Genomic DNA, 11816 nt, shown 5'->3' on the forward strand with positions numbered 1-11816 from the left:
GCCCTGTTCACCGGCACGCGCGGCTTCCACCGCCGCGTTCAGCGCCAGGATGTTGGTCTGGAAGGCGATGCCGTCGATGACGCTGATGATCTCGGCGATCTTCTTCGACGAGGCTTCGATGGCCGACATGGTGGTGACCACCTGGCCGACGACTTCACCGCCCTGCGAGGCGACGCCATGCGCGCCGATGGCGAGCTGGTTGGCCTGGCGGGCATGCTCGGCGTTCTGGCGCACGGTGGAGGTCAGCTCCTCCATCGAGGCGGCGGTTTCTTCCAGGTTGGCGGCCTGCTGCTCGGTGCGGCGCGACAGGTCGCTGTTGCCCGACGCGATCTCGCCGGCGGCCAGGGTGATGCTGGAGGCGCTGGCCTGGATCTGGCCGACGATCTGGGTCAGCTGCGCGACGGTGGTGTTGGCGTCGTCACGCATGCGTGCGAACACGCCATTGAACTGGCCATCCATGCGCGTGGTCAGGTCGCCGGCGGCGATCGACTGCAGCAGCTGCGAGAGCTGGCCCAGGTTGCCATCGGCGACCTGCATCATGGTGTTCAGGTGCTCGATCATCAGCTTGAAATCATGCTGGAAGCGCTGAGCGTCGCCGCGCTGGCTGAAGTCGCCGGCCGCGGCGGCCGAGGCCAGCTGCTGGATCTGGGTGTTGATCGCCAGCAGGCTGGCCTTGGCCGCATCCATCGATTCGTGCAGGATCGCGCGGCTGCCGGGCAGGCGCCGGGCGTCCGGGGCGAGGTTGCCGATGGCGTACTGGTTGAGCACGTCGATGGCATCACGGATCGCATCGAGGTGCTCGAAGATCACGGTATTGATGCCGCCGGCCAGCTGGCCATACACGCCCGGGAAGTCTTCCGGAATGCGATGGCCGATGTCCGGTCCGGCATGCATCTGCGCCATCAGCTGGGTCTGCTCGGAGAAGCGGCGCAGCATCGCGGTCATCTCGGCGGTGGCGGCCAGCATCTTGCCGGCTTCGTCCTTGCTGGTGGCCTGGGTGCTGACACTGAGGTCGCCACGGGCAACGGCCTGGATGGCATGCACGGCCTTGCCCAGCGGGCCGGTGACGGCGCGCGAGATGACCGTTGCCAGCGCGGCGGCCACCAGCGACAGCAGCACGATGCAGCCGATGATGGCGATCATGCTGGTGCGATGGGTGGCATTGGCAGCGGCGATCTTGCCGTCCATCAGGCCGGCGATGTGGGTGCCGAGGGTCTTCATCGCGGCGAACAGGTCACGACGGGCCGGGCGCGACTGTTCGTCGGAAATCTGTTGCGCCAGGGCGCCATCGCCGGCAGCCACGGCCTCGCGCATCGCCTTGTTGGCGGCGAAGTAGCGTTCCAGCTGCACGTTGGCCGCGCGATAGAGTTCGCGCTCCTTGTCCAGTGCCGGCAGCGCCGAGTACGCGGCCAGTTCGTCATGCACGGCCTTGGCGGTGTCGTCCATGCGCTTGTTGTAGTCGGCAACTTTCTCCGGCTGATCGAGCATGCTCAGCAGGGCCAGTTCGTAGGTGCGGAACTCGCCCAGCTGCGAGCGCGCCTCGCCCAGATGCTGGACCGACGGAATATCGTTGCCGGCCATCTCGCCCAGCTGATTGTTGGCCTCGCTCAGGCGCAACAGGGCGAAGGCGCCGAGGACCAGGGTCATCAACGTGGTGAGGGTGAACCCCACGGCCAGCTTGCGGGCGATGGGCAGATCTTGGAACCACTTCATGCAGGGTGCTCCAGGTGGGCAGGGTGCCGGCGTCGTTGCGTCGGCTGGGGGTGGTTGCAGAGCGAACGGGGGTGCCCGGTGGGGGTTCGGTGACGGCCGTCAAAGCGAGATAGCGGCGTGCTGTGGGCGGACTTTATGGACGCAGATCACATTCGGTTGCGTAGGGATGACCGCGCGAAAGTGCTGCAGTGGCGAGGCTTGCGCTTCGGTGGCGTGGTTGCGAACGAAACCAGCGCGGCGACGGAGATCACGGAATGGGTTCGGGCGCGGATTGGGGTCAGATCCCTTATCAAAGAAAAGGGATCTGACCCCGGCCACACATGGCCGGAGCGCACGCAAACAAAAACCGCCGCCCCGAAGGGCGGCGGTCCAGTGCACGCATGCAACGTGGATCAGGCGGCCTGCGACATCCGCAGCGAGCGCACCAGTCCGCCGATGTCGACGATCAGCGCGACGCGGCCATCGCCGAGGATGGTGGCGCCGGACACTCCGCCGATGCGGCGGTAGTTGTTCTCGATGTTCTTCACTACCACCTGCTGCTGGCCGACCAGCTCGTCCACTTCCAGTGCGATCTTCTGGCCATCGCCTTCCACCACCACCACCAGCGATTCGCTGCCCGGTGCGCGGTTGCCGTAGCCGTAGTACTCGCTCAGCGACAGGATCGGCAGGTACTCGCCACGCACGCGCAGCACGCGGCCCTCGCCGGCCATGCTGCGGATGTCCTCGGCCTGCGGCTGCAGGGCTTCCAGCACGTAGGCCAGTGGCAGGATCAGGGTTTCGCCGGCCACCGCCACGGTCATGCCATCGAGGATGGCCAGGGTCAGCGGCAGGCGGATCAGCGTGCGCGTACCAGCACCGAGGCTGCTCTCGATCTGCACCTCGCCACCCAGTGCCTGGATGTTGCGGCGGACCACGTCCATGCCGACGCCACGCCCGGACAGATCGGTGACTGCATCCGCAGTGGAGAAGCCCGGCTGGAAGATCAGGTCCCAGACCTGCGAATCGGTCGGGTTGTCCGGCACCGCCAGGCCGCGTTCGTGGGCCTTGGCCAGGATCTTGGTGCGGTCCAGGCCGCGACCGTCGTCGCTGACTTCGATGACGATGTGGCCGCCCTGATGCGAGGCCGCCAGGGTGATCGTGCCGGTTTCGTCCTTGCCCGCACCGCGACGCACGTCGGGCATTTCCAGACCGTGGTCGATCGAGTTGCGTACCAGGTGCACCAGCGGATCGGCGATCTTCTCGATCAGGCCCTTGTCCAGTTCGGTGCCTTCGCCGACGGTACGCAGGCGCACCTGCTTGCCGAGGCGGCTGGACAGGTCGCGGACCAGGCGCGGGAAGCGGCGGAACACCGCATCGACCGGCAGCATGCGCACGCCGATCACTGCTTCCTGCAGGTCGCGGGTGTTGCGTTCAAGCTGGTCCAGGCCGGCGAACAGGCTCTCGGCGTGGACCGGGTCCAGTGCGTGCGAGACCTGCTTGAGCATGGCCTGGGTGATGACCAGTTCGCCGACCAGGTTGATCAGTGCATCGACCTTGTCGACGCTGACCCGGATCGAGGTTTCGGCTTCCTGGGCAGCGCCGCCGCTGGCGGTCGCTGCAGCGGGTGCTGCGGATGTTGCGGCAGGAGGTGTGGAAGGGGCTGCTGCAACCGGTGCCTGGGTGGCCAGGCTCGGCGGCGCGGCGGGACGGATGTCCAGCTCGCAGTCGTCCAGCACCCAGGCAAAGGTGTCTTCGATCTTGCTGCGCGGCACCTTGCCGACCAGGCCCAGGTCCCACGCCAGGTGGGCTTCGAGCGGATCGAGCTGGGCGAAGCCCGGCAGGCGGTCCATGCGCGCGGCAACCTGCAGCGAACCCAGGTGCTCAAGTTCGCGGATGATGCGCAGCGGGTCGTTGCCGCTCATGAACAGCGATGGCGCCGGGGTGAAGCCGATCTGCCAGGCTTCCGGCGTATCGTCCACCTTGGCTGCGGCGGCCGCCGGGGCGCTCGCTGCGGCCTGACCGGAAAGAACCGCCTCCAGGCGCGCCTTCACCGCAGCAACTGCGGCGGGATCGGCGGCCTGGCCGTGTTCGGCTTCGCGCAGCAGGGCGCGCAGCACGTCCACCGAGGACAGCATGGCGTCGACGGCGTGGCCTTCCAGCGCCCGCTTGCCGGCACGCAGCTCATCGAGCAGCGTTTCCAGCACATGGGTCAGGCCGGCGATCGCATCGAAGCCGAAGGTGCCGGCGCCGCCCTTGATCGAGTGGGCGGCGCGGAACACCGAATTGATGATCTCCGCGTCCTGCTGCCCCGATTCCAGGGCCAGCAGGCCAGCCTCCATCGCGTCGAGGCCTTCGCGGCTCTCCTCGAAGAAGGTGGCGTGGAAGCGTTGCAGGTCCATGCTCATGGCAGTGGTGGTCCGGAAGCGAAGAGGGGGAGCGGTGGCGGGCGGTCAGCCCAGCACTTTCTGCACGGTGGCGACCAGCTGTTCCGGATTGAACGGCTTGACCAGCCAGCCGGTGGCACCGGCGGCCTTGCCTTCGGACTTCTTGTCGGCAGCCGATTCGGTGGTCAGCATCAGCAGCGGCGTGAACTTGTAGTCCGGCAGCTGGCGCAGTTCGCGGATCAGCGCGATGCCGTCCATGTTCGGCATGTTGACGTCGGTGACCACCGCATTGAAGCGCTGGCCCTTGGCGCGACCGAGCGCGACCGCGCCGTCTTCAGCTTCTTCGACGGCAAAACCGGCCGAGGTGAGGGCGAAGGAAACCATCTGGCGCATCGACGCCGAATCGTCCACCACCAAGATACGTGCGCTCATGCAGCGTTCTCCACAGATTTCAGGTTGTCATGGGTTACGTCCAGGCCCAGGGCCTGGGTGACGCCCAGCAGGCGCGCGGCGTCACGGAAGGTTGCGGTGCAACCGTGGAAGCCGGTGCCCAGGCCTGCCTCGCGGCGGGCCTGCACGAACGCACACAGCACCTGCACGGCGGCCGTGTGGATGCGGGCGACCTGGCTGGCATCCAGGGTCAGCTCGCCCGCCTGCGCCACCAGCGGGGCGAGGCGGTTCTTGAGCTCGGTGCTGCTCTCGATGCCGAGATCCTCACCCAGTTCGACAGTGCTCATCGTTGCTCCGGACAAACGGTTCCGTGATCCATAACGGCACCCCGGCGGGGTTCTTTAGAAGAATCGACGCGGCGCGTCGATGCGGTGTTCTTCGGGGACGCCATCCAAAAGGGGACGGAGGGGATTAAGTCGCAACTGGCTCGGCGCTTTGCGCCGATGCGGTGCCTGTCGGGGACGCAAGGAGTTGATCCGTTGGATCAACACCTTACGTCCCCACTGCGTGGTCGCCGTTGCCGAGGGTGGCTGCGGGAGAGCCTGGTCGATTGCGACTTAATCCCCTCCGTCCCCTTTTTTGCGCTCAGTTCAACAGCCGGGTGGCATCCAGCAGGATCATTGGCCGCTGGCTGACCCGGGCCACGCCACGGAACAGATCGTTGGAGATCTGGCAGATGCGCGCGGTATCGGGCGGCTCGATCTGCGAGTCGGTGAGGTTGGCAACGTCTTCCACTGCCGACACGCGCAGGCCGATGGTTTCGCCGTCTTCTTCCAGCACCACGATTCGGGTCTGCGAATCGTCCTCGGCGGGGGCGGCGCCGAGGTGCAGGCCGAGGTCCATCACCGGTACCACCTGGCCACGCAGGTTCATGATGCCCAGCATGGCCGGCGCAGTGCCGCGCAGGGGCAGCAGCGGCACTGGCAGCACCACTTCCTGCACTTTCAGCAGTTCCAGTGCATAGGCCTGGGTGCCGCAGCGCAGGCGCAGCCAGCGCGAGGTGCGCTCGCCGGCACGGCGGTTCTGCGGGTGTGGGCTGCGGGCCGGCTGGTGGGCCTGGGCCTGCAGTTCCTGCCAGTTGCTGGGACGGCTGCTGGCGGGGGCATCCACGGCCACGCGCGGCGGCGGCGCGGCGGCCGCGCGTGCGGCCGGGGCAGGGTGTTGCGCCCGCGCTGCAACCGGTGCTGCGACCACGGCCGGCGGCGGCGTGGCAACGTCCTCGCCACCGGCAGCGGCTTCGAACGCTGCCTGCAGGCCGGGGCTGTCGGTGTGGGCGAGTCGATGGCTGTCGGCCGTATCGGTCTCGTAGATCACTTCGTCCGGCAGATCGTCCCAGGTGGGTTCCGGGCCTGCCTGGGCGGTGGCAGGCGCAGGGGCCGTCTCGTGGATCACCTCGTCAGGCAGGTCATCCCAGGTCGGTTCGCGCTCGAGGGCGGCGACAGGCATTGCGGCGGCCTCGAAGGCGGCCTCCAGTGCTGCGTCGTCCTCTGCCGCGGCAGCAGAAGCAGTCCCCGTTTCGTAGATCACTTCGGCGGGCAGATCGTCCCAGGTGGGCTCGCGCTCGGCCGTTGCGGCGGCCTCGAAGGCGGCTTCGAGCGTGGCGTTGTCGACGGCAGGCGCAGCGGCGACGGTCTCGGTTTCGTAGATCACCTCGGCCGGCAGGTCATCCCAGGTCGGCTCGCGCTCCGGTTCCGATGCGCTGGCCGAAGCCGGGGCGGCGCTGTCCGGCGTTGGCAGCACGACGGCCGCCGGGGCGATCGCTTCGCCCAGCAGTTCGTCCAGATAGTCGTCCAGTACGCCGGTGCTGTTCATGCGGCCTGCTCCAGGGCACGGGCGTCCTCGCCGAGGATCCAGTTCAGGGCGCGGCGATAGGCGGCCAGGCCGCGGCCCGGGTAGTCCTCGCCGACGCTCGGCAGGGTCAGGCCCGCCGCGTTGCTGATGCGGGTATCGATCGGAATCGCGTCTTCCCACACGCGGCTGCCGTGACGATCCTGCATCGTGCGCAGCGACTCGTTGCCTGCGCGCGTGCGGCGGTCGAACAGGGTCGGCAGGATCGATATCGGCAGCGGACGGCGGCGCGAGCGCTCGACCATCTCGCCGGTGCGGACCATGCCATCGAGCCCATGCAGTGCCAGCGGCTCGGCCTGGGTGGGGATGATCAGGCGGTCGGCCGCGGCCAGTGCGTTGATCATCAGCAGGCCGAGGGTCGGCGCACAGTCCAGCAGGATGTAGTCGTGCTGGCCCTGGTGGCGTGCCAGCGCGTTCTGCAGGGCCAGGCCGAGGCCAGGCTGGTTGGCGCTGCGGCGCTCCAGCGTGGCCAGCGCCGACTGCGCACAGACGTAGTCCAGGCCATGGATGCTGCTGGCATGGCACAGGCTGGCGAGGTCTGCGGGCGGGGCGCCGAACAGTTCCAGTACGCCGGCCGGCGGCGGATCCACCGGCACGCCGAACGCGCGGCTGAGCGAGGCATGCGGATCGAGATCGATCAGCAGTACGCGATGGCCAAGTGCGGCCAGGCCGCGGCCGAGGGCGAGGGTGGTGGTGGTCTTGCCGACTCCGCCCTTCTGGTTGGCGACTGCCCAGATGCGCATCGGATTACTCCTTCATTGCCGGGGGAACGGCGGCGCCGACACGGCTGCCAGCCGGCACCGGCGGCAACGTCACCGGTGCGATGGGGGAAGTGGCGGTGCTGGCCGGCGTTGCGGCGGCCTGCTCGGTGCTGGTGCTGTCGGCGGCGCCGGTGGCAGCGTTCAGGCGCTGGCCCAGCGGATCCACCGAATGCGAGGTGTCAGCCAGGATGATGACCATCACCCGGCGGTTGCGGTTGCGGCCCTGCGCGCTGTCGTTCTCTTCGCGCGGGCGGAACTGGCCGTAGCCGACCATGGCCAGCCGTGACGGCTGCACGCCCTGGTCGGCGAACAGGTGCACCACGCTGGCCGCGCGCCCGGCTGACAGCTCCCAGTTCGACGGGAACGTGGCAGTGGCGATCGGCACGTTGTCGGTGTGGCCTTCCACGCGCACGCTGTTGGGTACGTCGCGCAGGACCTCGGCCAGGCTGGCCAGGGTCTGCCGCGCATGTACGTCCAGCGCCGCCGAGCCGGTGGGGAACAGGATGTCGCTGTTGATCTCGACTTCGATCCACAGTTCGGTGCGGCGCACGCTGATCATGCCGCGGTCGATCAGCGGCGCCAGTGCGGCGGTGAGGCGGTCAGCGATGCTGTTGAGCTGGCGCTCGGCGCGCGCGATCTGCTCCTGGTTGTGCACCGAAACAGGCATGCGCATCTGCGAGGCCATCGACGGCAGCAGGGTCGGGTCGTGCGACGGTGCCGGCGCGGACGGGCCGATCTTGGTACCGGATTTGATCACCGACGGGCTGTCCCAGCCACCGCCCTGCACCTGCTTGTTGCCGACCTGCACCGGATTGATCGTGCGTGGTGCGCCACCGAAGGCGTCGGTGAGCGCGTCGGCCATGATCCGGTACTTGCCCTCGTTCACCGAGGAAATCGCATACATGACCACGAAGAAGGCGAGCAGCAGCGTCATCAGGTCGGCATAGGGGATCGCCCATGCTTCATGGTTGGCGTGCTCTTCGTGGTGCTTGCGGCGGGCCATGTCAGTGCAGGAAGCCGGAGAGGTTGGTTTCGATGTTGCGCGGGTTCTCGCCCTGGGCGATCGAGATCAGGCCTTCGATGACCATTTCGCGGTCGCGGGTGTTGTGCGAGATCACACTCTTGAGCTTGGCCGAGATCGGCAGGAACAGCAGATTGGCCGAGGCGATGCCGTAGATGGTGGCGGTGAACGCGGCGGCGATGCCGTGGCCGAGCTTGCTCGGATCGGCCAGGTTCTTCATCACCGCGATCAGGCCGAGCACGGCACCGATGATGCCCAGCGTTGGCGCATAGATGCCCATCGCTTCGAAGACCTTGGCACCGGCCTGGTCCTGGTGTTCCTGGCTGCCCAGTTCGATTTCCAGCATGTGCCGCATCGATTCGGGTTCGACGCCGTCCACCAGCAGCTGCAGGCCCTTGCGCAGGAACGGGTCCTGCTGTGCTTCCACCTGCGATTCCAGGCCCAGCAGGCCCTGGCGGCGGGCGATGTTGCTCCACTCGACGATCTGCTGGATCAGTTCGCGGCGATCGCTGTGCGGCGGGCGCACGACCCAGCGCACGATCTTGAACGCATGCTTGAACACCGCCGGCGAGGTATGCAGCAGGATCGCGGCGATGGTGCCGACGATGACGATCACGAACGCCGCAGGCGACCACAACGACGCCAGGCCGGCGCCCTTGAGGATGCTGCCACCGACCAGCGAGGCCAGGGCGAGAAAGAGTCCAATGAGGCTGAGTCTATCCATGGATCCGGTATCGGCTTGTATGAATGGGACTTGAGACACCGGTACGGGCTACTGGTGCGACTTCACAGTTTTACGGGTTCAGCAAGCGGGTCAGTCATGTGGGCTGCGCAGTCCATCCACGTCCAGGATCAGCGCCATGCGACCATCGCCGATCAAGGTTGCACCGGCGTAACCGCGCAGGCCACGCAGGGCTTTCGGCAGCGGCTTGATCACCACTTCCTCGCGCCCGCGCACCTGGTCCACGACCAGGCCGAAGCGCGCTTCGCCGGCCTGCAGCACCACGATGGTCAGCAGGGTCGACGCGGCCGGCGTCACATCCAGCCACTGGCGCAGATCGACCAGCGGCAGGGTGTGCGAGCGGCGGTCAAGCACGGCGCGGCCGTCGAACCAGCCGAGCGACGTGCGCGGCGCGTGCAGCACTTCCATCACGCGCGCCAGTGGCAGCGCATAGACATCCTCACCGGCCTGCACCAGCAGGGTCGGCAGGATCGCCAGGGTCAGTGGTACTCGGATCATGAAGCGGCTGCCACGTCCCAGTTCCGACTGGATCTGGATCTGGCCGCTAAGCTCGCGGATCCGCGACTGCACCACGTCCATGCCGACACCACGGCCGGAGATGTCGGTGACCTGCTGCTTGGTCGAGAAGCCTGGCAGGAATACCAGGTGCAGGCATTCCTCGCTGCTCAGGCGGGCGGCGGCTTCCGGGTCGATCAGGCCCTTCTCGCGTGCCTTCGCGCGCAGCTTTTCCGGGTCGATGCCGGCGCCATCGTCCTGTACCTCGATGCTGACGTAGTCACCTTCCTGCTGTGCCGACAGGCGCACATGGCCCATCCGTGGCTTGCCCTGTGCTTCGCGCAGGTCGGGCATTTCCACGCCATGGTCGATGGCGTTACGGACCAGGTGCACCAGCGGGTCGGCCAGGGCTTCCACCAGGTTGCGGTCGAGCTCGGTCTCGGCGCCGATCAGCTCCAGGTCCACTTCCTTCTTCAGCGAGCGGGCGACGTCGCGGGCGACCTTGGGGAAGCGCGAGAACACCTTGCCCACCGGCTGCATGCGGGTACGCATCACGGCCGACTGCAGGCGGGCCGTGGCGATATCCAGAGTGGACACGGCGCGGTCCAGCTCCTCGTCGCGCAGGCGCGCACGCAGGGTCTTGAGCCGATTGCGCGACAGCACCAGTTCGCCGATCAGATTGACGATCGCATCCAGGCGCTTGGTGTCCACGCGCACGGTGTGTTCGGCTTCGGCCAGCGGCTTGGCGGCCGGCTTGGCCGCCGGTGCCGGTGCGGCCGCCGGGCGCGGGACGGCGGTCGGCGCCGGCGCCACTACCGCAGCGGGCTTGGCGCCCGGGGCGGCGCCACCGTGCAGCTGGTCGAGCAGGGCTTCGAATTCGTCTTCGCTGATCAGTCCGTCGTCAGCCTTCTTCGCTGGCGCGACCGCGGTCGGCGCGTTGCCGCCGTGCAGCTGGTCGAGCAGGGCCTCGAATTCGTCGTCGGTGATCAGGTCGCTGCCACCGGCAGCGGGTGCGGTGGTGGCCACGGGCGCGGCGGCGCCGCCGCCATGCACGTCGAACTGGGCGATCAGGTCCGGCGGTGCATAGCCCGGTTCTGTGCCGGAAGACACGGCATCCAGCATCGACTGCAGGTAGTCCAGCGATTGCTGGGCGGCATCGAAGTGGTGGGCCTGCAGCACGGCCTGGCCGGCACGCGCGGCGCCCAGCGCTTCTTCAGCGGCGTGGCACAGCTCGACCATGGCGGTGACGCCGAGGAAGCCTGCACCGCCCTTGAGCGTGTGGTAGCCGCGGAACACCGCGTTGAGCTGATCGCTGTCCTGCGGTGCCTGCTCCAGCGACACCAGCTGTTCGCCGAGGCGATCCAGGATCTCCTGCGCCTCGATGATGAAATCGGCAGTGATGTCGTCGGATACCGCGCTCATGCTTACAGCCCCAGATCCGACAACAGGTCGTCGGCGTCGTTCTGCGAGACCGCGTGGCGGTCCAGTCCCTTCAGTGCCGGCCCGGCCAGTTCCGGGTCGGTGCGATGCTGTTCCGGCGGCAGGCCGAGCGCGCCGAAACCTTCATGCACGCGGCGGACGATGCCGACCACGCGGCGGATGATCTGGCCGGTCAGGTCCTGGTAGCTCTGGGTCAGGGCGATCTCGGTGAGGTTGTGGCGGATGCGCTCGAGCTGCGCGTCCTGGCCCGGCTGCAGGCCTTCGGCGCGCAGCTGTTCGGTCAGGCTGCGGCATTCTTCGGCCAGGTCCAGGGTGCGGTGCGTGGCCTGTTCGGTCATCGCCACCACGTGGTCCAGGCGCGCGCAGGCATCGTCCAGTTCGCCGGCTTCGCTGGGTACGGTCGGCAGTTCACCCAGCGCCTGTCCCAGTTCGCGGGCCAGCCGCGAAAGGCCGCTCATCATCGGCTGCGTGCGCAGCGCGACCAGTCCGTCGATGCGCTGCCGCCAGGCGGCCTCGTCACCGGACTCCAGCGCATCCAGGGCTTCCTGCAGGCGCAGGGCGAGGGCGTTCTTGTCGACCGTGGTATCCATCAGGCGCTGGCCGCCAGGCGTTCGAAGATCTTGCCGAGCTTCTCTTCCAGCGTCTGTGCGGTGAACGGCTTGATGATGTAGCCGTTCACACCGCTCTGGGCGGCTTCGATGATCTGCTCGCGCTTGGCTTCCGCGGTGACCATCAGCACTGGCAGGGTCTTCAGCTTGGCATCGGCGCGGATCGCCTTGAGCAGCTCGATGCCGGTCATCACCGGCATGTTCCAGTCGGTGACCACGAAATCGAACGGCTGGCTCTGCAGCAGCGACAGCGCAGCATGCCCGTCCTCGGCTTCGGCGGTATTGGTGAAGCCCAGATCGCCCAGCAGGTTCTTGACGATTCGACGCATGGTCGAGAAGTCGTCGACGATCAGGATGCGCATGTTCTTGTTCAAA

At 67.7% G+C, this 11816-nt stretch carries 10 protein-coding genes and 1 pseudogene; all 11 read right to left on the reverse strand.

Annotated elements, in window-relative coordinates; all coding sequences use genetic code 11:
- The coding region (locus N5D91_RS04185) for a methyl-accepting chemotaxis protein (protein ID WP_279922661.1) at positions 1-1713 on the reverse strand (1713 nt) is incomplete at its 3' end.
- Between the two features lie 392 nt (positions 1714-2105).
- Positions 2106-4097, reverse strand: coding sequence for a chemotaxis protein CheA (locus N5D91_RS04190; RefSeq protein WP_180855437.1), 1992 nt, complete (start codon positions 4095-4097; stop codon positions 2106-2108).
- Between the two features lie 45 nt (positions 4098-4142).
- A complete protein-coding gene (locus tag N5D91_RS04195) occupies positions 4143-4508 on the reverse strand; it encodes a response regulator (protein ID WP_005409521.1) in 366 nt (121 codons plus the stop codon).
- Positions 4505-4813 (reverse strand): STAS domain-containing protein, encoded by a 309-nt coding sequence (locus N5D91_RS04200; RefSeq protein WP_005409522.1) that lies wholly within the window; start codon positions 4811-4813, stop codon positions 4505-4507. Before N5D91_RS04200 ends, N5D91_RS04195 begins: the two co-directional genes overlap by 4 nt.
- A 298-nt stretch (positions 4814-5111) precedes the next feature.
- Complete coding sequence (locus tag N5D91_RS04205) at positions 5112-6338, reverse strand: chemotaxis protein CheW (protein WP_180855436.1); 1227 nt, start codon at positions 6336-6338, stop codon at positions 5112-5114.
- Positions 6335-7117 carry a ParA family protein gene (locus tag N5D91_RS04210; protein ID WP_094001345.1) on the reverse strand — a complete coding sequence of 261 codons (783 nt, stop codon included), beginning with the start codon at positions 7115-7117 and terminating at the stop codon, positions 6335-6337. Before N5D91_RS04210 ends, N5D91_RS04205 begins: the two co-directional genes overlap by 4 nt.
- Positions 7118-7271: 154 nt before the next feature.
- A pseudogene (gene motD / locus N5D91_RS04215) lies at positions 7272-8138 on the reverse strand (flagellar motor protein MotD); the annotation flags it as partial.
- Between the two features lies 1 nt (position 8139).
- Positions 8140-8880, reverse strand: coding sequence for a flagellar motor protein (locus tag N5D91_RS04220; RefSeq protein ID WP_049444851.1), 741 nt, complete (start codon positions 8878-8880; stop codon positions 8140-8142).
- Positions 8881-8970: 90 nt separating this feature from the next.
- Complete coding sequence (locus tag N5D91_RS04225) at positions 8971-10815, reverse strand: chemotaxis protein CheA (protein ID WP_279907967.1); 1845 nt, start codon at positions 10813-10815, stop codon at positions 8971-8973.
- Positions 10816-10817: 2 nt separating this feature from the next.
- Positions 10818-11423 carry a protein phosphatase CheZ gene (locus N5D91_RS04230; RefSeq protein WP_006442968.1) on the reverse strand — a complete coding sequence of 202 codons (606 nt, stop codon included), beginning with the start codon at positions 11421-11423 and terminating at the stop codon, positions 10818-10820.
- Positions 11423-11815, reverse strand: coding sequence for a chemotaxis response regulator CheY (gene cheY / locus N5D91_RS04235; RefSeq protein ID WP_006365466.1), 393 nt, complete (start codon positions 11813-11815; stop codon positions 11423-11425). The genes N5D91_RS04230 and cheY overlap by 1 nt, the downstream gene beginning before the upstream one ends.
- Position 11816: the final 1 nt, after the last annotated feature.

It is taken from the genome of Stenotrophomonas sp. GD03794, from assembly GCF_029842145.1.
GTDB classification, from domain to species: domain Bacteria; phylum Pseudomonadota; class Gammaproteobacteria; order Xanthomonadales; family Xanthomonadaceae; genus Stenotrophomonas; species Stenotrophomonas riyadhensis.